Below are 18,424 nucleotides of genomic sequence, written 5' to 3'. Positions count from 1 at the left end.
TTCAGACACGGGCGAGCTCCTTCGTGCCGAAGAGTCCCGCGGGCCGGATGAGCAGGACGGCCACCATCACGAGGTAGGGCGCGAGATCACCGATACCGCGTCCGAGGAAGGAGAGATCGCTCTGGTAGCCGGTGGCGAGCGACTCGGTGACTCCGACGACGAGTCCTCCGACCAGTGCTCCCGTCGTCGAGTCGAGGCCGCCGAGGATCGCGGCCGGGAAGGCCTTGAGCGCGGCGAAGGACGTGGCCCGTTCGAGGCCCGGGGTGGGGAAGACCGTGAGGAAGAGCGCGGCGACGGCGGCGAGTGCCCCGGCGACCGCCCAGGCCGAGAGTGAGACCCGGCCGAGCCGGATGCCCATGAGGGCGGCGGTCTGCGGGTTCTCCGCGGCGGCCCGCATCGACACGCCCCACGAGGTGTAGCGGAACGCGAGCAGGAACACCGTGATGAGGAGCGCCGCCGCGACGAACGCGGCGATGCGGGTCTCGGCCAGGGTGACTCCGCCGACGGTGACGACGTCGTCGCCCCACGGGTCGCCGAGCGAGAGGACCTCGGTGCCCATCCGCCGGACGAGTTCCGTCGTGATGACGATGTCGACGCCGATGGTGACGATCGCCAGGACGCTGTGGTCGCTGCCCCGGTAGCGGCGCATCACGAGGAACTCGACGGCGGAGCCGACGACCGCCGCGCCCGCGATACCGACGCCGAGGGCCGGCCAGAAGCCGATGTCGTCATGGAGCACGGCGGTCACGTAGCCGCCCGCCAGCAGCAGGGACGCGTGGGCGAAGTTGACGACCTCGGTGGCCTTGAAGATGACGACGAAACCGAGCGCGATCAGTGCGTAGACCGACCCGATGGAGAGCCCGCCGAGGAGGAGTTCGATGAAGGTGGTCATTCCTGTGTCCCCAAGTAGGCCTGGACGACGGCCGGATCGTTCTGGACCTCGGCGGGGGTGCCGCCCGCGATCCTGCGTCCGAAGTCGAGTACGGTCACCGCGTCCGCGAGCCGCATCACCACACCCATGTCGTGTTCGACCAGCACGATGGAGATGCCGAGGCTGTCGCGCACGTCCGCCACGACGGCGGCGACACGGCGCCGTTCGTCGGCCGTCATGCCGGCGATGGGTTCGTCGAGCAGCAGCACCTGCGGCTCCATGCAGAGCGCGCGGCCGAGCTCCACGAGCTTCTGCTTGCCGTACGGGAGGATCCCGGCGGGCAGCTCCAACTCCTTCTCCAGGCCGATGAACTCGGCGATCTCCCGGACCCGGTCCCGGTGCAGCCGCGCCTCGCGGGCCGCCGACGGGAGGCGCAGTCCGCTGGCGAGGAAGCCGGAGCGGGTGAGGCGGTGCCGGCCGAGCAGGAGGCTGTCGGCGACGGTGGCGTGCGGCGGCAGCGCCAGGTTCTGGAACGTCCGGGCGATGCCGAGGCCGGCGATCCTGTGCGGAGCGAGCCGGGTGAGGTCGGTGGAACCGAGGTGCACGGTGCCGGAGGTGGCCCGGTAGACGCCGGAGAGCACGTTGAACGTGGTGGACTTCCCGGCGCCGTTGGGTCCGATGACGGCGTGCACACTGCCCGGTTCGACGGTGAACGAGACCGCGTCGAGGGCGGTGAGCCCGGCGAAGCGTACGGTCACGTCGCGCACGGCGAGTGCGGCGGGGGCGGTGGCGGGCGCCGTGGCGGCCGGAGCGGTGGTCATGCGGACCACCTGCTCAGCGAGCGCGAGGGCCCGGCGACGGCCTGCGTGGCGTCCTCGGCGGCCGTCTCGTCGACGACGCCCAGGTAGCGGCGGCGCACCTCGTCGGAGGCGGCCAGTTCGTCCGCGGGGCCTTCGAGGGCGACCTCCCCGACGTCCAGGACGTACGCGGTCGAGGCGAGCCGCAGCGCGATGGCCGCGTTCTGCTCGACGAGCATGACCGAGGTCCCCGTCGCGTTGATCTCCTGGATCGTCTCGGCGATCCTGGCCGCCATCAGCGGTGCGAGGCCGAGCGAGGGTTCGTCGAGCAGCAGCAGGCGGGGACCTGCCATCAGGGCCCGTCCCATGGCCAGCATCTGCTGCTCACCGCCCGACAGCAGTCCGGCCCGCTGGTGCGCGCGCTCGGCGAGTACCGGGAACAGCTCGTGGACGCGGTCGAGCGCGGCGGCGGTCTCCTTGCGTCCGCCGCGGGCGCCGAGCGCGCCGGCCCGGAGGTTGTCGGCCACCGTCATCCGGGCGAACACCTGCCGCCCCTCCGGTACCTGGATCACTCCCGCCGCCACCACCTGGGCGGGGCCCAGGCCGTCCAGGGACCGTCCGTCGAAGCGGATGGTGCCCGTGCCCGTGCCGCGGTGGAAGCCGAGGGTCCGCGATACGGCCCGCAGCAGCGTGGTCTTACCGGCGCCGTTGCCGCCGAGTACGGCGGTGATCGCGCCGGGCGGCACGTCGACGGAGACGTCGCGCAGTGCCCGTACCGGGCCGTAGCCCACGGACAGTTCGCGGATCTCGAGCGTTGCCATGCGTCCTCCTCCTTCCGACTGGTCGTCGTGGTGCCACAGACCAGCAGGGGGGCGCACCGTGCGTCCACGGTCCGTCGCGCACTCGCTGCGGCTGACCAGTGTTCGAACGGCTCGGTTGTGCACGCGCACAGAGGGGTGATGATCCGCTGCCGCCGCCGCCACCGCGGATGGCATCGTCACCAGCCATGAACGGGCCCGGCCGCAGAACGGAGCGACACATGCAGCGGCGCAGTGACGAGCGGGGCGCCGTGCTGCTCGACGCTCTGCTGGAGGGCCGGTCCACGCCGGGCCTCGCGGCGCGCGCGGCGGCAGGTCTCGGCGTACCGGAACAGGGCCGCTACGCGGTGGTGGTGCTGCGGCGGGGCGGAGCGACGGGACCGGCCGGGGACGCGGACGGCCTGCGGTTCTTCCGGCGGGTGCGGGCGGACGGCGAGCTCGTCGTCGTGGCGCTGGGTGACCGCGATCCGGCCGGGCTCGCCGCGCTGATGGCGCGGTGGTGTCCGGGCCCGGGCGGGATCGGCCCGGTGGCGGACGGCCTGGCGGGGTTGGGGGTGTCTCGTCGGCTGGCCGAGGTGGCGCTGCTGACCTGCGTGCCGGGCGAGGAGGGGTTCGTACGGCTGGAGGAGCGGCTGCCCGCCGCGCTGGTGGTGAGCCAGCCGGAACTCTCGGCGCGGCTGGTCGCGGACGTCTTCGGTCCGCTGCTGGCCCTGGACCCGGCGGACCGGGCACTGCTGGTGCGGACGCTGGACGCGTGGCTGGAGTGCGGAGGGTCGGCGGGGCGGGCGGCGGGCCGGCTGTACTGCCACCGCAACACCGTGCTCAACCGGCTGCGGCGGCTGGAGCGGTTGACGTCGCGGTCGCTGTCACGACCGCGCGAACTGATCGAGATGGTGCTGGCCCTGGACGCGTTCCGGCTGTCGGTGTCCCCGCAGTGAGGGTGCGGCCTTGTGCGTGCGCACAACCGGGGCCGGTGCGCACGGGAGCGCGGCGGACGGGAGCGACGGGGCGGGAGTGACGCTTCCGCGCGAGGCGCTTCGGCCCGGGGGCGCAGCCGCCCCCGGGCCGGTGACGCGGGTCGTCTCAGACCAGGAAGTCGCGGGCGATCGACTCGGCCGCACGCTCCAGCAGCGGCCCCGCCTGGGCCATGCAGACCGCAGGATCGGGTTCCAGGTCCGTCAGGGCGTAGGCCCGTCGGATCCCGGCCCGCTCCAGCGCCTCGGGCCGCAGCGCGAGACGCCCGCAGACGGCGACGACCTCCACCCCCGCGGCCCGGGCCGCCGCGGCGACGCCCGCCGGGGCCTTGCCGTGCAGCGTCTGCTCGTCGAGCGAGCCCTCGCCGGTCACGACGAGGGTGGCGCGGGCGAGCGCCGGGGCGAAGCCCAGGACGTCGAGCATGACCTCGATGCCGGGCCGGAAGCGTGCTCCCAGGGCGACGAGCGCGCCGTAGCCGATGCCTCCGGCGGCACCCGCGCCGGGAAGCGCGGCGTGCTCGGGGCCGAGGACGGAGGCGTAGTGGGTGAGCGCCGCGTCGAGGACCGCGATGTCGTCCTCGGTGGCGCCCTTCTGCCGCCCGTACACCTCGGGGGCGCCCTTGGGGCCCGTCAGCGGGTTGTCCACGTCGCTGGCCAGGATCAGGTCGATGGCGGCCAGCCGGCTGTCGAGCCCCGAAAGGTCGGCCTCGGCCAGGTCGGCGAGCCCGCCGCCGCCGGGGCCGACGGGTGTGCCGTCCGCGTCCAGGAAACGGGCTCCCAGTGCGGCGAGCATGCCCGCGCCGCCGTCCGTCGTGGCACTGCCGCCGACACCGAACACGATCGTCCGGGCGCCCGCGTCGAGCGCGGCCAGCAGCAGTTCGCCGGAGCCGTAGGTGGTCGCCGTGAGCGGGGCGAACTCCCCCGCGGGAAGGTGCTGGAGGCCGGAGGCCTCGGCCATCTCCACCACGGCGGTGCTGTCGCGCACCGCGTACGCCGCCGCGACCGGTGTCCCCAGCGGCCCGGTCACCCGCGCCTCGCGGCGCTCGAATCCGGCGGCCACCGCCGCCGCGACCGTGCCGTCGCCACCGTCCGCGACGGGCAGGGTCTCGACCCGCACACCGGGGACGACGCGCCGCAGCCCGGCCGTCACCCGCTCCGCGACCTGCACGGCCGTGAGCGAGCCCTTGAACTTGTCCGCCGCGACGAGCACGCGGGCGGTCTCCATCACTGCTCCGTCCGTCACCTTGCATCCTTTGCTTTCGAACAGGCAGTCGCGCCGCCCCGACCCTATCCGGACGGCCCCCGGTCTGCCCATGGCTGTCCACCCGTCGACCACGGCTCGGGCGGGCCCCCTGCCCCTGCCTCTACGCTGCCCCACGTGACCACTACCGATTACGCCACTTACATCGCGGGGCTGCCCCGGGTACTGGCCGCGGCCGCATCGCTGTTCCGCGACGAACACGGCCGGCTGCTGCTCGTAGAGCCGAACTACCGGGAGGGCTGGGCGCTCCCCGGCGGCACGATCGAATCCGACACCGGCGAGAGCCCTCGGCAGGCCGCGCGCCGGGAGACGGCGGAGGAGATCGGCCTCGATCTGGAGCCGGGACGGCTGCTCGCGGTCGACTGGGTACGCGGAGCGGCGCGCCCGCCGATCGCCGCGTACCTGTTCGACGGCGGCGTGCTGTCGGGCGAGCAGTTCGAGGCCGTCCGGCTCCAGGAGGAGGAGCTCCTGTCCTGGCGGCTGGTGGACCGCGCGGACCTCGGCGGGTACCTGCCGGACCGGCTCGGGCGGCGGGTTCTGGCGGCACTGGAGGTGCTGGACTCCGGGGCGGGCGCGGCCGAGCTGGAGGACGGTGAACCGCCGTTCCGTCAGAGCGGTTCGCCGCTCCGGCATCCTTGATCGTTCGTGCGCCGGGCCCGGCGTCGTCCGAACTCCGCGCGCCGCGGGGGCCGGGGCGGGGTGCCCGCAGAAAATGACCGCCGCCGGTGCGGCCCCCTGCGTACGCTCGGCCCATGACTCTCGTCGCGATCCTCAGCGGCGCCGGCGTCTCCACGGACTCCGGCATCCCCGACTACCGCGGCCCGCAGGGCCTCTGGCGGAAGGACCCGGAGGCCGAGAAGCTCGTCACGTACGACTTCTACATGGCCGACCCGGAGATCCGGCGCCGCTCCTGGCTGATGCGCCGCACCGCCGACACCTGGAACGCCGAGCCGAACGCGGCCCATCGTGCGGTGGCCGCGCTCGAACGGTCCGGGACACCGGTGCGCGTGATCACCCAGAACGTCGACGGGCTGCACCAGCGGGCCGGGCTGTCCGCCCGCAAGGTCGTCGAACTCCACGGCACGGCACGCGAGGTCGTCTGCACCCGCTGCCATGCCCGGTCGGGCATGGACCGGGCCCTGGCCCGTGTCGATGCCGGCGAGGCCGATCCGCCGTGCACGGTCTGCGACGGGATCCTGAAACCGGCGACGGTGATGTTCGGTGAGCGTCTGGACCCGCGGGTGCTGGGCGAGGCGATGGCCGTGACCAAGGCGAGTCAGGTCTTCATCGCGGTGGGCACGACTCTTCAGGTGCAGCCCGCCGCCTCTCTGGCCGGTATCGCGGTGGAGCACGGGGCCCGGCTCGTCGTGGTGAACGCCGAGCCGACCCCGTACGACGAACTGGCCGAGGAGACGATCCGCGAACCCATCGGGACGGCCCTGCCCGCGCTGCTGGCACGGCTGGCGCCGTCCGGGGAGGGCTGACCGAACCTGGCGCGCTCTTCGGGCGCGGACATTATCGGCGGGCCGATCCGCGCATCGGCCCGGTGCTGTGCGGCGACGGGATCCGGCTGTCCGGCACATCCGGAGGCGCGCCCGTCGGGCTCGGACCGGTCTGCGCGGACGGCCCGTCGGCCGGTCGACGTGTGGGCCCGCCCTGTCCTGACCGGGCGGGCCGGAGCTCCCCGGCCCGCCGGGCTATCCCTCCTCCAGACCGCCCCGGATCCGGCGCGAGGGCTTGAACGCGTACAGGTCCAGGATCTCGGGCACCTCGGCGAGGCCCGGTCCCCCGTCCTGCGCCCAGGTGGCTATGTCGGCGACGGCCTGCGGATCGTTCACCAGCCCGAGCCAGACGGGGCGGCCTCCCGCGCCGCGGCCCTCGGCGGAGGGCTGCACGACCATGACGTTGCCGTGCTCGCACGCGTCCAGGCACTCCACGGCGCGCACGGTGGCGATCCCGTCGAGGGACTGCCGCAGCTGGGACAGCTGCCCGGCGTGGTCCACGCCGGGGATCTTCGGGGTGCCGCAGCAGCAGCCCCGGCAGACGCTGACGGTCGGCCGGGACGGCCCCGGTCCGGCGGCGGTCCTGCGGGTGCGGCGACTCATGCGGGGGCACTCCCGGTGGTGGCTCGGATGATCACCGTAGGACTGTACCGAGCCGGTCTCCCGCAGGTCCGGGGCCCGGGGTGGGGTAATGTTGACGGCTGCGAAGGGGAGTAGCCCCGAAAACCGGTCGTCGACACACTGGAGCCCTCGGGTTCCCGGTGGCCGGGCCCGTAGATCCTTACGGGTGGGCGAGACCTTCGGTCAGGTATGACACGCCCGCGCCCTGCGGGCGCTGCCGTCATGCCGGGCCGAGTGGTCCTCCGAAAAGCCCGATCGGCACTTCGCGGACGACCCGGGGCCCGGCTCTCACAGAAAGCCACCCGGAATGCATCTCGACCCACTGGCGATCCTCACCGCCTTCGGGCTGATCTTCCTCGCGGAGCTCCCCGACAAGACGATGTTCGCCTCGTTGGCCATGGGCACGCGCATGCGCCCGCTGTACGTCTGGTTCGGTACGTCGTCCGCCTTCGTGGTGCACGTCGCCATCGCGGTCGGGGCGGGTGGCCTCCTCGGTCTGCTGCCCGACTGGATCGTCAAGCTGGTCTCGGCCCTCCTCTTCGCCTTCGGCGCGTTCATGCTGCTGCGCGGTGGCGGCGACGACGAGGACGACGGGGCCGAGATCAGGACCGTGACCGGTTTCTGGCCGGTCTACTCGACCGCTTTCATGGCCGTCTTCATCAGCGAGTGGGGCGACCTCACCCAGATCACCACCGCGAACCTCGCAGCGAGCAACGGCACCTGGTCCACGGCTGTCGGGGCGGCGGCCGCTCTCATGTCCGTGTCCGCGCTGGCGCTGCTGGCCGGACGGTTCATCGCGAAGCGGGTCCCGCTGAAGACCGTGCAGCGCATCGGCGGCCTGTGCATGCTCGGGCTCGCGATCTGGTCGGTCGTCGAGATCTTCACGGGCTGACAGGCCGGGGCGGGCCCGACCGGCGGGGCGGGGGGCGCGGGCCCGCTCCGCCGGCGCGGACCTGAGCCACTGGCACGGCGCACCGGCCGGTCCCTTCAGAACAGGGCCGGTACGGCGCTGTCCGTCCCCCGTTCGAAGTCGAGCAGCCGCTGCTTGCGGTGCAGACCGCCGCCGTACCCCGTGAGACTGCCCGAGGCTCCGACGACCCGGTGGCACGGGACGATGATCCCGACCGGGTTCCGGCCGTTGGCGAGGCCCACCGCACGGGAGGCGCCGGGCTTGCCGAGGCACTCGGCCAGCTCGCCGTACGAGCGGGTCTCGCCGTACGGGATGCGCTCCAGCTCCGCCCAGACACTGCGCTGGAAGGGCGTGCCGGCCAGGTGCAGCGGCAGGTCGAACTCCGTCAGCTCGCCCGCGAAGTAGGCGGCCAGCTGCCGGACCGTCTCGGCGAAGGGCCCGCGGTCCGGTGCGCCGAAGGTCTCCTCCGCCGGACGGTGCCGCTGCCCGGTCATGTAGAGGCCGGCCAGGACACCGTCGGTGGCGACCAGGGTGAGGTTTCCGTAAGGGCTGTCGATGACCGTGTGCTGCCTGGTCACCACAGGTGTGGCTGTCATGGTTCGTCCTCGGGTGTCAGGCGGGCAGGTGGTTGATGGGGTGGTCGTCGACGGTCCAGAGGTACTGCACGGCGTACGCGCGCCAGGGCCGCCAGTGCGCAGCGCGTGCGGTGAGGGCTGCCGGGGTCGCGGTGAGGCCGAGCCTCTCGGCCGCCCGGCGGATGCCCAGGTCGGTGGGGAGGAAGGCGTCCGGGTCGCCGAGCGCGCGCATGGCGATCACCTCGACCGTCCAGGGACCGAATCCCGGCAGGGCCGTCAGCTCGGCCCGGGCCTGTTCCCAGTCGGTGCCCTCGCCCAGGCGGAGGGAACCGTCGGCGAGCGCGGCGACCAGGGTGGTGAGCGTGGTGCGGCGGCTGCGCGGCAGTGCGAGGGCCTCCGGATCGAGCCCGGCCAGCGCCTCCGGGGTGGGGAAGAGATGGGTCAGACCGCCCTCGGGGTCCTCGACGGGCACCCCGTGGGCGGTGACCAGCCGGGCGGCGTGGGTCCGGGCGGCGGCCGTGGAGACCTGCTGCCCGAGCACGGCACGTACGGCGAACTCCGCCGCGTCCACCGTGCGCGGCACCCTGCGCCCGGGCCCCTGTTCGACCAGCGGTGCGAGCAGCGGATCGGAGCGCAGCTGCTCGTCGACGGCGACCGGGTCGGCGTCCAGGTCGAGGAGTCTGCGGCAGCGGCTGATGGCCCGGGTCAGGTCGCGCGGATCGGTGAGGGAGAGCCGGCAGGCGATGTGGTCGGGCCGCGGGGAGAGCGCCACTGTGCCGTGTCCGTGCGGGAGGGTGAGCGTGCGGCGGTAGGCGCCGTCCCGCCATTCCTCCACGCCTGGGACGGCGGTCGCGGCCAGGTGCCCGAAGAGGTTGCCGGGGTTGAGCGGGGCACGGTACGGCAGTCGGAGGGTGATGACTCCGGGGGCGTCGGCCGTGCCGCCTCCGCGTGCCGCGCGGGTGCGCAGCTCTCCCGGGGCGAGCGCGAAGACTTCGCGGACGGTGTCGTTGAACGTGCGGATCGAGGCGAATCCGGCGGCGAACGCCACTTCGGCCATGGGCAGGGCGGTCGTCTCGATGAGGACGCGCGCCGTCTGGGCGCGCTGGGACCGTGCCAGGGCGAGCGGCCCGGCGCCCAGCTCGGCGAGGAGCTGGCGCTCGATCTGCCGGGCGGAGTAGCCGAGCCGCGCGGCGAGACCCGTTACGCCCTCCCGGTCGACGACCCCGTCCTGGATGAGGCGCATCGCACGGGCGACGGAGTCGGCGCGGGCGTTCCACTCCGGGGATCCGGGAGTGGTGTCCGGCCGGCACCTCTTACAGGCCCGGAATCCGGCCTGCTGACAGGCGGCGGCGCTCGGATAGAAGCTCATGTTGCGCACCTTGGGCGGCACGACGGGGCAGCTGGGCCGGCAGTAGATCCGAGTGGTCAGGACCGCGGTGAAGAACCAGCCGTCGAAGCGGGCGTCCTTCGACTGGACGGCCCGTACGCAGCGCTCGGTGTCGGTGTGCATGGTTCAAGGATCGGGCACCCGGGACGGGAGGGCTGGCGGAAATCCGACATCAGCCTCGCGCGGGAATCCGACACCGGGCGTCCGGCCACGACCACGGCCCGCCGGTCTTCACGGCGCACGCGCACGGAGTACGGGGGCGGCGCCTCCGGGGCCCCCGGGGGCCCTTGAAGCGCGGTGCCCATGCCGGCCCGGGCCCGGAGGTCGGGAGCCGGAGGTCGGGTGCCGTAGGTCGGGTGCCGGAGGTCGGGTGCCGGCAACCCCGGGCCCGGCCGGGCCCGTGACCTGCGCCGCCCTCTCGAACCCCCGTGCGCAGGCGTCGTAGGGCACCGGTCTCATCCGCGATCGCGGAGGTACGCCTCCAGTTCGGCAGCACCTGACAGCATCGCGCGCCCCCGGGCGGACAGCCGGCGGCGCCAGTCGTGCAGTGCGGCCTCCAGCGGTTCCCGCCCGCCGGCCGCCCGCATCCGGTCGATCACCGGGGCGATCCGCTCCAGCGGGTAGCCGCCGCGCCGCAGTTGGTGGGCCAGCCGGGCGTCGCGGACGTCGGCGTCGCCGTAGACCCGGTACCCGGTCCGCGGGTCGCGCCGGGGGCTCAACAGCCCCGCGCGCTCCCACTTGCGCAAGGTCGCGGGCCTGAGTCCCAGCTTCGCCGCCAGGGGCCCGATGAACGTACCGCCCGGCCCGGCCCCGGAGTCCGCCCCGGCCCCGGACACCGTGTCCGGGCCCGACGCCGCCCCCGGGCCGGATGCCACGCCTGGTTCCAGTCCGCGGAGGGCGTCCTCCACGGACTGGAGTGTCCGTCGGTCCTCGAGGAGCTGGGCGTGGCTCTCGTCGATGAGAAGGAACGCCTCGTCGACCGCACCCCGGTTCACCGCCCGCATGACCGCCGTCGCCGTCCGGTGGCCGTGGCCCGGCACGAGGGCGAGGAACGCGCGCAGCGCCCGCGCGTGCAGCGTGGTGTAGGTCCGGTAGCCGTGGGGCGTGCGCCCGGCGGCCGGAAGGATGCCGGCCTCCTCGTAGTTCCTGATCGCCTGCGTGGACAGGCCGTGTCCGCGCGCCAGGTCGATCGGCCGCAGCCGGTCACTGCTTCGAGGGTTTCGTCCCATGTTCCCGCTGCTCTTCCCGCTACTCTCGCGTAAAAGTCTCCACCGAGGGTTCAACGATAGCGTTGAAGGCATGGCTACTGGCATCAAGGACATCGCCCACGCCGTCGAGGCAGCCGCCGTCATGGGGCTGTTCACGGCCCGGCCGCACGTGCTCGCCCTGGGCGAGCCCACCCACGGCCAGGACTCCCTGCTCGACCTGCGCAACGAGCTCTTCCGGCAGCTCGTCGACCAGGAGGACTACCGGACCATCGCGATCGAGAGCGACTGCCTGAAGGCCCTGGTCGTGGACGACTACGTCGCTTCGGGCACGGGCACCCTCGACGAGGCCATGGAGCACGGCTTCAGCCACGGCTGGGGTGCCTCCGCGGCCAACCGCGAGCTCGTGCGCTGGATGCGCGCCCACAACGACGGCAGACCCGTGTCCGAGCGGCTGCGCTTCGCCGGTGTCGACGGCCCGCTGGAGATCACCGGCGCGGAGAGCCCCCGGCAGGCGCTCACCGCCCTCCACGGGTATCTCTCGGCCCAGCTCGACACGGACCTGCTGCCCTGCACCGGGGAGGCGCTCGACCGCCTGCTCGGCTCCGACGGCCGGTGGACCGATCCCGCCGCGATGACGGACCCCGCCCGGTCCGTGGGACAGTCGGCCGGGGCAGGTCAACTGCGGCTGGTCGCCGACGATCTGGTGGCGCTGCTCGACGCGCAGGCTCCGCACCTGAGTAAGGCGACCTCGCGGGAAGCGCTGGACCGCGCGCGTCTGTACGGGCGCACGGCGACCGGTCTGCTGCGCTACCACCACTGGATGGCCGCCGACTCACCGGCCCGCCTGACCCGGCTGGTGGGCCTGCGGGACCAGATGATGGCCCACAACCTCCTCGCCGTCGCCGAGCGCGGCCCCGCGCTCGTGCACGCCCACAACTCCCATCTCCAGCGGGAGAGGAGCACGGTGCGGATGGGCGGGACGCCGCTGGAGTGGTGGAGCGCGGGCGCCCTCGTGAGCGCCCGGCTCGGCGAGGAGTACGCCTTCCTGGCCATGGCACTCGGCACGATCCCGCACCAGGGGGTGGACGCCCCGCCGCCGGACACCCTCGAAGGACTCCTGTACGCGCTCCCGGACAGCCGCTGCGTCATCGCCGCCCCGCAGCTGGCCACCGCCCTGGGGGACACCCGGCTCGCGCCCCGCGTGTCCCCCTGGTTCGGCTACGCCCCGCTCGACCCGGACCATCTGCCGCACGGCGACGGCATCGTGTTCGTCAAGGACGTGCCGGCGGACGAGAGCCTGTCCGGCCGCTCATGACCTCGCGCCATGGCCCGTGGCCGTGACGGCCACGGGACCGGTGACGCGGGACGGAGGTCCTCCACGCGCCCCGCCCCGACCGTCCGGCAGACCCTCGTGCGGCAGGACGAGGGCTCGCCACGTCCGTCGACCGTGACGCGGGCCCGCCCAGGGGTCTCACGCGGCCCGCAGCCGCCGCCACACCGCCTTCGCCGCATGGTGGCCCGACATACCGTGCACACCGGGGCCGGGCGGGGTGGCGGAGGAGCAGAGGAAGACCGCGGGGTGGGCGGTGGCGTACGGCACGCGGGCGAGCTTGGGGCGGAGCACCGTCTGCAGCCCGGCGAACGCCCCGGTCGCGATGTCGCCGCCGACGTAGTTGGCGTTGCGTGCGGCGAGTTGGGGCGGCCCGGCGATCGCACGGGCCAGGACGAGGTCCCGGAAGCCGGGTGCGAACCGCTCGATCTGCCGCTCGATGACCTCCGTGGCATCGCCCTCCCAGCCCGCGGGGACGTGTCCGTACACCCAGAAGACGTGGCGGCCCTCGGGAGCCCGGGACGGGTCGACGAGGCTCGGCTGCGCGGTGATCAGGAAGGGGACACTCGGGTCGCGGCCCTCGACGGCGGCGCGCAGGGAGGCGTCGATCTCCCCGGCCGTGGGCCCGACATGGACCGTGCCGGCTCGCCGGGCCTCCGTCGCCGTCCAGGGAACGGGGCCCGACAGCGCGTAGTCGATCTTGAAGCAGGAGGCGCCGTACCGGTAGCGGCTGTAGGCACTGCCGAGTCCGGCGATGCGGGCGAGCGCGGTGGGCGAGGTGTCGAAGACGTACGCGCGCGCGGGCGGCAGTTCGTCGAGACGCCTGACCTCCACGCCCGTCCGGATCGTGCCGCCCTGTTCGCGCAGGTAGGAGGCGAGGGCGTCGGAGATGGCCTGCGAGCCGCCGCGCGGCACCGGCCAGCCCTTCGCGTGCGCGGCGAGCGCGAACAGCAGGGCGATACCGCTCGTGGCGATACCGCTGGTGGGCGCGATGGCGTGGGCGGCGAGCCCGGCGATGAGTCCGCGTGCCTTGGCGCCCCGGAAACGGCGGGCGAGGAGCGTCGCGGGCGGCAGCGCGTCGAGACCGAAGCGCGCCCAGCGGTACGGGTCTCGGGGCAGTCCGTCCCACGGGGTGCGCAGGAAGTCCTGGGCGAGTGTGTCCCAGTGGCCGGTGTAGGGCTCGACCAGCCTTCGGTACGCGCCGGCGTCGTGCGGTCCGAGCGACATCGCGCTCTCCCCCACGGACCCTGTGAGCACCGCGGCGGACCCGTCCGGGAAGGGGTGGGCCAGCGCGAGCTCGGGCTGCAGCCACTGCAGACCGTGCCGGTCCAGCGGCATAGCGTCGAAGGCGGGCGAGCCGATGCCCAGGGGGTGTACCGCGGAACACGGGTCGTGGCGGAAGCCGGGAAGGGTGAGCTCCTCGGTCCGCGCACCCCCTCCGACGGTCTCCCGGGCCTCGAAGACCTCGACGGCGAAGCCCCGGCGGGCCAGTTCGGCCGCGGCCGTCAGCCCGTTGGGGCCCGCCCCCACTACTACGGCGTCAAGCATCGATGGCACCTTCGGACTCCTTCGTCAGCCGATGGCCAGGACACCCAGGATATTCGTGTGCGCCGACAGCGGTTCCGCGGGTAGCCTCCCGGGCGATGAACCACACGTCCGCGCTCCCCCCGCCCCTCGCCGCCATGGCCTCCCGGCTCACCGCGCTGCCCGGCGTCCGGGCCGTCGTCCTCGGAGGCAGCCGCGCCCGGGGCACGCACCGGCCCGATTCGGACTGGGACCTGGGGGTCTACTACCGCGGCACCCCGGACCTGGCCGCGCTGGCCGCGCTCGGCGCCGAGGTCCAGGGTTCCCCGGTGGACGTGGCGGGGCCGGGCGGCTGGGGGCCGTGGGTCAACGGTGGTGCGTGGCTGACGGTGGACGGTGTCCCGGTCGACTGGATCCTGCGCGATCTGGACCGGGTGGAGTCGGTGTGGGCCGACTGCCGGGAGGGCCGCTTCGACGTGGGCGTACAAGCCGGCCATCCCCTGGGCTTCTGGTCCCCCTGCTACGTCGGCGAGGTCGCCCTGGGGCAGGTACTGCACGACCCCTACGGCGAGTTGGCACGCCTTCGGACGGCCGCGCGCACCTACCCCGAACCTCTGCGCAAGGCGCTGGCCGATGCCGCGTGGGAGGCGGAGTTCTCTGTGGCCGGTGCCCGTAAGTCGGCCCCGGCGGGGGACACCCTCCATGTCGCCCTGTGCCTGTCGAGGGCGTTCGGGATCCTCGCCCAGTCGCTCCACGCCCATCACCGCACGTGGTGCCTGAACGAGAAGGGCGCAGTCGCCGCGGCGGCCGCTCTGCCGGACACGCCGGCGGACTTCGCGGACCGGGTTTCGCGGTCACTGCGCGCCCTGGACGCGGCCGCGGTGGATGTCGCGGCCGGTGTCGTACGGGACGTGCGGGAGGTACTGCGCGAGGGCGGCGGGACGGCCGCCCCGGCCGGGACGTGAACGCTAGCGGTCCGCCCGCAGCGCGGACAGGATCCGCTCCGCGGTGGGCCTGTCCCTGGCCGCTGTGAACGGCAGGTCGTTGCCGCCGGTGATGCGGTAGGGGACACCGGAGAGGGTCGACTGGGCGCCGCCCGCCTCCGTGACCAGGAGGAGACCCGCCGCATGGTCCCAGGCGAACTCCCAGTTGAAGGCGACGGCGTCCTGCGCCCCGCAGGCGACGGCGAGGTACTCCAGGCCGGCCGATCCGCACGCGCGGGCGTCGATGCCCTCGGTGCGCAGGCCCAGCAGCGCGCGCTTCTGGGCGTCGGAGGTGTAGTCGGGGTGGGACATCGCCACCTTGAGCACCGCCCCCGGCGCGGGCGAACCGCTGTGCACCGGTGTGCCGTTGAGCGTGGCGCCCCTCCCCCGGACGGCGACGGCCATCTCGCCCAGCACGGGGGCGTACGTCCACGAGGCGTACACCTCTCCGTGCCGGGCCAGGGCGACCAGGGTGCAGAAGCCGGGTTCGCCGTGGACGAACTGGCGGGTGCCGTCGACGGGGTCGACGATCCACACGGGTGCGTCCCCGCCGAGCGCGTCGTACACGGCGGGGTCCGCGTGGACGGCTTCCTCGCCCACGACGACCGAACCGGGCAGGAGCCGGGTCAGCGACCTGGTGAGGTGCTCCTCGGCCAGCCGGTCCGCGGCGGTGACCAGGTCGTGCGGGCCGCTCTTCTCGACGATCTCGTGCGTGGCGAGCTGCCGGTAGCGCGGCAGGATCTCCGCGGCGGCCGCTGCACGGACCGCCGCCTCGACCTCGGCCAGGTTCCCGTCCTCTGCGAGGAAGTCATCGATCATGCCTCCAGCTAAGCACGGTTCGCCGGGAGGGCCGCAGGTGGGCGGTCAGCGGCCGACCGCGTACCCCTGCATGCCGCGCGGATTGGCGGCGGCGGACAGCACTCCGGTCTCCGGATCGCGGGCCACGGCGCACAGCCTCCCCTCGGACCAGGGTGCGCCGACGGTGACGTCATGGCCGCGGCGGCGCAGCTCCGCGACTACGCCGGGGTCCGTACGCTCCTCCACGGTCACGCTGCCGGGCCGCATGCCGCGCGGGAAGAAGGAGCCGGGGAAGCTGTCGTTGTGCCAGTTCGGGGCGTCGATGGCACCTTGCAGGTCCAGCCCGCCGCGGACCCGGGGGCGCAGGGCGACGGCCAGGAAGAAGTGGAGCTGCCACTGGTCCTGCTGGTCGCCGCCGGGGGTGCCGAACGCCATGACCGGGACGCCGCCGCGCAGGGCGAGCGAGGGTGTCAGGGTCGTGCGGGGGCGTCGGCCGGGGGTGAGGGTGTTGGGCAGCCCCTCGTCGAGCCACGCCATCTGCAGCCGGGTGCCGAGCGGGAAGCCCAGCTCGGGGACGACGGGGTTCGACTGGAGCCAGCCGCCGCTGGGAGTGGCCGAGACCATGTTGCCCCAGCGGTCGACGATGTCGAGGTGGCAGGTGTCGCCGCGGGTCGCACCGTCCGGGGAGACGGTCGGCTCACCCGCGCCCGCCGCCGGTATGCCGGTCGTGTCCAGGCCGGACGCGACCGCGCGGGCGTGGGCGCCGAGGACGGGTGTGCGCCCATCGGGGCTGCCGGGGCGGAGCTCGTGGGACGCCTCGCCGGTGACGAGGGCGCGGCGTGCGGTGTTGTACGGCTCGGAGAGCAGGGTGTCCAGGGGGACGTCGTCGGCGTCGCCGTACCAGGCCTCGCGGTCGGCCATGGCGAGCTTGCAGCCCTCGATGAGCAGGTGCATGTAGTCGGCACCGCCGTACGGCGGCAGTTCGTCGGGGAGGAGCGCCAACTGCTGAAGGAATGCGGGCCCCTGGCTCCAGCCGCCGGCCTTGGCCAGCGTCCAGCCGTTCCAGTCGTACGTGACCGGGGCCTCGTAGGTGGCGGACCAGCCGGCCAGGTCGGCGGCGGTGAGCGTGCCGGTGTGCGGGGTGCCGCTGGTGTCCAGGGTGGGTACGGCCGCCTGCCGGACCAGCGCCTCGGCGATGAAGCCCTCGCTCCACAGGGTGCGGGCGGCCTCGATCTGGGCGATGCGGCCGGCGCCGCCGGCCTGCTCCGCCTCGGCGGTGAGGCGTCGCCAGGTCGCGGCGAGCGCGGGGTTGCGGAACAGCTCACCCGGCTGCGGGGCCTTCCCGCCCGGCAGGTACACCTCGGCGGACGACTGCCAGGCGGTCTCGAACAGTTCACGGACCGTCTCGACGGTCTCACCGATGCGCTCGACCGGTGCGTGGCCGTCCTCGGCGTATTCGATCGCGTAGCGGAGCACCTGGCGGAGGGTCCTGGTGCCGTGGTCGCGCAGGAGCACCATCCAGGCGTCGAACGCACCCGGTACGGCGGCGGCGAGCGGCCCGGTGCCCGGCACCAGGTCGAGACCGAGCCCGCGGTAGTGGGCGGCTGTCGCCCCGGCGGGGGCGGGGCCCTGGCCGCACAGCACCCGCACCTCGCCGTCCTTCGGCGCCAGGATGACGGGGACCTCGCCGGCCGGGCCGTTGAGGTGGGGTTCGACGACGTGCAGGACGAAGCCGGCGGCGACGGCCGCGTCGAAGGCGTTGCCGCCGTCCTCCAGGACGGCCATCGCGGACTGCGAGGCGAGCCAGTGGGTGGAGGACACCATGCCGAAGGTGCCCTGGAGGGTCGGCCGGGTCGTGAACATCGCGCCTCACCTTGCTGGTTGTACGTGTCGGACGGGCCGATCACGGCTCACGATCGGGCCTGGGGAGAATCTGGGGAGTTTCGCCCTGCAGGGTCGTTCGCCTGATCGCCGAGCAGGCTATCGATCGCCTGTCGCCCCCTGCGACCCGCCTCCGGCATGAAGTGCGCGTAGTGGTGGAGGGTGATGGTGGGTGACGCGTGCCCCAGCCACCTGGCCGATGTCACTACCGGCTCCCCCGCCTCCAGGACAACGGAAGCGTGTGTGTGCCGCAGGACATGGAAGCCGTCCCGGGGGGCCGCCTGCCCTTGCCAGGGCTTCGCTCCCTTGGCAAGGGGCGGAATCACACCGGCCTTGGCCAGTGCCGGCTTCCAGATCTCGGTGTTCCACGTGTTCGCCGCGACAGCGTTCCAGCACGCCTGGCACAACCGGCGGGTAATCCCGCACAGCCCGGTTTGCGCCAGGCCGTGATGACATGCAGCCAACACCAGGGCCTCATACAAGAGCGCCACGGGCGCCGTTATATGAGGCCTTGGTGTTGGAGACACCTGACCTCGCTCTTCAGCGGATGCCTGGGCCTGATCAGCCGAAGGGGCTCCACTGTTGATAGTTGCCACCGTTACATGACGGTGCGTAGACACCGCCGGCAGTGCGGGCATCCAGGCAGTTTCGAGTGGCCGCGTTGCGGAGCGTGTGGGCGACGGCTGTCCACTTCTGATAGCTGCCGTTGTTGCAGGGCAGCGTGTAGACCTGGCCCGCGCCGTTGGAGTCCAGGCAGCGTCCGGTGGCCTCGTTCCTCAGTCCGCCATCACCTGTGGTCGCCCATCTCTGGTAGGGGCCGCCGTTGCACGGCAGTGTGTAGACCTGGCCCGAACCGTTGGAGTCCAGGCACCGGTAGGTGGCCATCTGGACGAGCGTCTTGCCCTGGGCGGAGGCCGAGGCTGTCACCGGCGTCGCCATCAGCGCGGTCAGCGCGATGGCTGCGCCAGCTGCCATTCGGAATCC

At 73.5% G+C, this 18,424-nt stretch carries 19 protein-coding genes; 6 read left to right on the top strand and 13 right to left on the bottom strand.

Translation table 11 applies throughout. The features are described 5' to 3' along the window. Position 1: 1 nt before the first annotated feature. Genes OG927_RS27695 through OG927_RS27685 form a run of 3 tightly spaced genes read right to left on the bottom strand, consistent with a single transcriptional unit; the run spans position 2 to position 2,489 of the window. On the bottom strand, positions 2-892 hold the full coding sequence (locus OG927_RS27695) for a branched-chain amino acid ABC transporter permease (RefSeq protein ID WP_056792191.1): 891 nt from the start codon (positions 890-892) through the stop codon (positions 2-4). Continuing rightward, positions 889-1,692: an ABC transporter ATP-binding protein gene (locus OG927_RS27690; RefSeq protein ID WP_056792190.1), complete on the bottom strand. Its 804-nt coding sequence runs from the start codon at positions 1,690-1,692 to the stop codon at positions 889-891. Before OG927_RS27690 ends, OG927_RS27695 begins: the two co-directional genes overlap by 4 nt. Continuing rightward, positions 1,689-2,489: an ABC transporter ATP-binding protein gene (locus OG927_RS27685; RefSeq protein WP_056792189.1), complete on the bottom strand. Its 801-nt coding sequence runs from the start codon at positions 2,487-2,489 to the stop codon at positions 1,689-1,691. Before OG927_RS27685 ends, OG927_RS27690 begins: the two co-directional genes overlap by 4 nt. A gap of 218 nt (positions 2,490-2,707) precedes the next feature. Between OG927_RS27685 and OG927_RS27680 the strand changes: the two genes are divergently transcribed. Beyond that, a complete protein-coding gene (locus tag OG927_RS27680; RefSeq protein ID WP_056792188.1) occupies positions 2,708-3,424 on the top strand; it encodes a PucR family transcriptional regulator in 717 nt (238 codons plus the stop codon). A 145-nt stretch (positions 3,425-3,569) separates the two neighbouring features. Here OG927_RS27680 and OG927_RS27675 read toward each other — a convergent pair whose 3' ends face one another. Beyond that, a complete protein-coding gene (locus tag OG927_RS27675; RefSeq protein ID WP_056792187.1) occupies positions 3,570-4,685 on the bottom strand; it encodes a glycerate kinase in 1,116 nt (371 codons plus the stop codon). Between the two features lie 153 nt (positions 4,686-4,838). On the opposite strand from OG927_RS27675, the gene OG927_RS27670 reads away from it, so the two are divergent. Both OG927_RS27670 and OG927_RS27665 read left to right on the top strand, forming a co-directional pair. Beyond that, positions 4,839-5,360, top strand: coding sequence for an NUDIX domain-containing protein (locus OG927_RS27670; RefSeq protein ID WP_056792186.1), 522 nt, complete (start codon positions 4,839-4,841; stop codon positions 5,358-5,360). A 113-nt stretch (positions 5,361-5,473) separates the two neighbouring features. Beyond that, complete coding sequence (locus tag OG927_RS27665; protein ID WP_330320957.1) at positions 5,474-6,205, top strand: SIR2 family NAD-dependent protein deacylase; 732 nt, start codon at positions 5,474-5,476, stop codon at positions 6,203-6,205. A 213-nt stretch (positions 6,206-6,418) separates the two neighbouring features. Here OG927_RS27665 and OG927_RS27660 read toward each other — a convergent pair whose 3' ends face one another. After that, positions 6,419-6,826 carry a (2Fe-2S) ferredoxin domain-containing protein gene (locus OG927_RS27660; protein ID WP_056792184.1) on the bottom strand — a complete coding sequence of 136 codons (408 nt, stop codon included), beginning with the start codon at positions 6,824-6,826 and terminating at the stop codon, positions 6,419-6,421. Positions 6,827-7,151: 325 nt separating this feature from the next. On the opposite strand from OG927_RS27660, the gene OG927_RS27655 reads away from it, so the two are divergent. Next, entirely contained in the window at positions 7,152-7,736 is a 585-nt protein-coding gene (locus OG927_RS27655; protein ID WP_056792183.1) for a TMEM165/GDT1 family protein, read from the top strand. Positions 7,737-7,831: 95 nt separating this feature from the next. On the opposite strand, the gene OG927_RS27650 is transcribed toward OG927_RS27655, so the two are convergent. The 3 genes from OG927_RS27650 to OG927_RS27640 all read right to left on the bottom strand — a co-directional run bounded on the left by OG927_RS27650 (position 7,832) and on the right by OG927_RS27640 (position 10,945). Continuing rightward, complete coding sequence (locus OG927_RS27650; RefSeq protein ID WP_330320956.1) at positions 7,832-8,350, bottom strand: methylated-DNA--[protein]-cysteine S-methyltransferase; 519 nt, start codon at positions 8,348-8,350, stop codon at positions 7,832-7,834. A gap of 16 nt (positions 8,351-8,366) precedes the next feature. Next, positions 8,367-9,839, bottom strand: coding sequence for an AlkA N-terminal domain-containing protein (locus OG927_RS27645; RefSeq protein ID WP_330320955.1), 1,473 nt, complete (start codon positions 9,837-9,839; stop codon positions 8,367-8,369). A gap of 332 nt (positions 9,840-10,171) precedes the next feature. Beyond that, positions 10,172-10,945, bottom strand: coding sequence for a TioE family transcriptional regulator (locus tag OG927_RS27640; protein ID WP_330320954.1), 774 nt, complete (start codon positions 10,943-10,945; stop codon positions 10,172-10,174). Between the two features lie 70 nt (positions 10,946-11,015). On the opposite strand from OG927_RS27640, the gene OG927_RS27635 reads away from it, so the two are divergent. Further along, complete coding sequence (locus OG927_RS27635) at positions 11,016-12,239, top strand: erythromycin esterase family protein (protein ID WP_330320953.1); 1,224 nt, start codon at positions 11,016-11,018, stop codon at positions 12,237-12,239. Between the two features lie 156 nt (positions 12,240-12,395). Here the strand turns inward: OG927_RS27635 and OG927_RS27630 are convergent, their stop codons facing one another. Then, positions 12,396-13,811: a phytoene desaturase family protein gene (locus OG927_RS27630; protein ID WP_124280654.1), complete on the bottom strand. Its 1,416-nt coding sequence runs from the start codon at positions 13,809-13,811 to the stop codon at positions 12,396-12,398. An 86-nt stretch (positions 13,812-13,897) separates the two neighbouring features. Between OG927_RS27630 and OG927_RS27625 the strand changes: the two genes are divergently transcribed. Continuing rightward, positions 13,898-14,743, top strand: coding sequence for a nucleotidyltransferase domain-containing protein (locus OG927_RS27625; protein ID WP_056792177.1), 846 nt, complete (start codon positions 13,898-13,900; stop codon positions 14,741-14,743). A 3-nt stretch (positions 14,744-14,746) separates the two neighbouring features. Here OG927_RS27625 and OG927_RS27620 read toward each other — a convergent pair whose 3' ends face one another. The 4 genes from OG927_RS27620 to OG927_RS27605 all read right to left on the bottom strand — a co-directional run bounded on the left by OG927_RS27620 (position 14,747) and on the right by OG927_RS27605 (position 18,415). Then, the gene (locus tag OG927_RS27620; RefSeq protein WP_209469382.1) at positions 14,747-15,580 is read right to left on the bottom strand and encodes an inositol monophosphatase family protein; all 834 of its coding nucleotides are present in this window, start codon (positions 15,578-15,580) and stop codon (positions 14,747-14,749) included. A 45-nt stretch (positions 15,581-15,625) separates the two neighbouring features. Continuing rightward, entirely contained in the window at positions 15,626-17,422 is a 1,797-nt protein-coding gene (locus OG927_RS27615) for a gamma-glutamyltransferase family protein (RefSeq protein WP_124280657.1), read from the bottom strand. Positions 17,423-17,469: 47 nt separating this feature from the next. Next, positions 17,470-17,931: a site-specific integrase gene (locus OG927_RS27610; protein WP_245376666.1), complete on the bottom strand. Its 462-nt coding sequence runs from the start codon at positions 17,929-17,931 to the stop codon at positions 17,470-17,472. Positions 17,932-18,001: 70 nt separating this feature from the next. After that, entirely contained in the window at positions 18,002-18,415 is a 414-nt protein-coding gene (locus OG927_RS27605; protein ID WP_330320952.1) for an RICIN domain-containing protein, read from the bottom strand. Positions 18,416-18,424 lie beyond the last annotated feature (9 nt).

Origin of the sequence: Streptomyces clavifer, assembly GCF_036345975.1 — a bacterium.
Taxonomy (GTDB): Bacteria; Actinomycetota; Actinomycetes; order Streptomycetales; family Streptomycetaceae; genus Streptomyces; species Streptomyces clavifer.
The sequence above is the reverse complement of the archived record's forward strand: the minus strand, read 5'-3'. Positions and strand labels throughout refer to the sequence as shown.

Excerpts from the sequence above, each read along its gene's own strand:
- OG927_RS27680 (WP_056792188.1), top strand. The coding sequence starts at position 2,708 with ATGCAGCGGCGCAGTGACGAGCGGGGCGCCGTGCTGCTCGACGCTCTG.
- OG927_RS27620 (WP_209469382.1), bottom strand. The coding sequence starts at position 15,580 with ATGATCGATGACTTCCTCGCAGAGGACGGGAACCTGGCCGAGGTCGAG.
- OG927_RS27605 (WP_330320952.1), bottom strand. The coding sequence starts at position 18,415 with ATGGCAGCTGGCGCAGCCATCGCGCTGACCGCGCTGATGGCGACGCCG.
- OG927_RS27615 (WP_124280657.1), bottom strand. The coding sequence starts at position 17,422 with ATGTTCACGACCCGGCCGACCCTCCAGGGCACCTTCGGCATGGTGTCC.
- OG927_RS27640 (WP_330320954.1), bottom strand. The coding sequence starts at position 10,945 with ATGGGACGAAACCCTCGAAGCAGTGACCGGCTGCGGCCGATCGACCTG.
- OG927_RS27655 (WP_056792183.1), top strand. The coding sequence starts at position 7,152 with ATGCATCTCGACCCACTGGCGATCCTCACCGCCTTCGGGCTGATCTTC.
- OG927_RS27690 (WP_056792190.1), bottom strand. The coding sequence starts at position 1,692 with ATGACCACCGCTCCGGCCGCCACGGCGCCCGCCACCGCCCCCGCCGCA.
- OG927_RS27625 (WP_056792177.1), top strand. The coding sequence starts at position 13,898 with ATGAACCACACGTCCGCGCTCCCCCCGCCCCTCGCCGCCATGGCCTCC.
- OG927_RS27685 (WP_056792189.1), bottom strand. The coding sequence starts at position 2,489 with ATGGCAACGCTCGAGATCCGCGAACTGTCCGTGGGCTACGGCCCGGTA.
- OG927_RS27635 (WP_330320953.1), top strand. The coding sequence starts at position 11,016 with ATGGCTACTGGCATCAAGGACATCGCCCACGCCGTCGAGGCAGCCGCC.
- OG927_RS27650 (WP_330320956.1), bottom strand. The coding sequence starts at position 8,350 with ATGACAGCCACACCTGTGGTGACCAGGCAGCACACGGTCATCGACAGC.
- OG927_RS27665 (WP_330320957.1), top strand. The coding sequence starts at position 5,474 with ATGACTCTCGTCGCGATCCTCAGCGGCGCCGGCGTCTCCACGGACTCC.
- OG927_RS27660 (WP_056792184.1), bottom strand. The coding sequence starts at position 6,826 with ATGAGTCGCCGCACCCGCAGGACCGCCGCCGGACCGGGGCCGTCCCGG.
- OG927_RS27675 (WP_056792187.1), bottom strand. The coding sequence starts at position 4,685 with ATGGAGACCGCCCGCGTGCTCGTCGCGGCGGACAAGTTCAAGGGCTCG.
- OG927_RS27645 (WP_330320955.1), bottom strand. The coding sequence starts at position 9,839 with ATGCACACCGACACCGAGCGCTGCGTACGGGCCGTCCAGTCGAAGGAC.
- OG927_RS27695 (WP_056792191.1), bottom strand. The coding sequence starts at position 892 with ATGACCACCTTCATCGAACTCCTCCTCGGCGGGCTCTCCATCGGGTCG.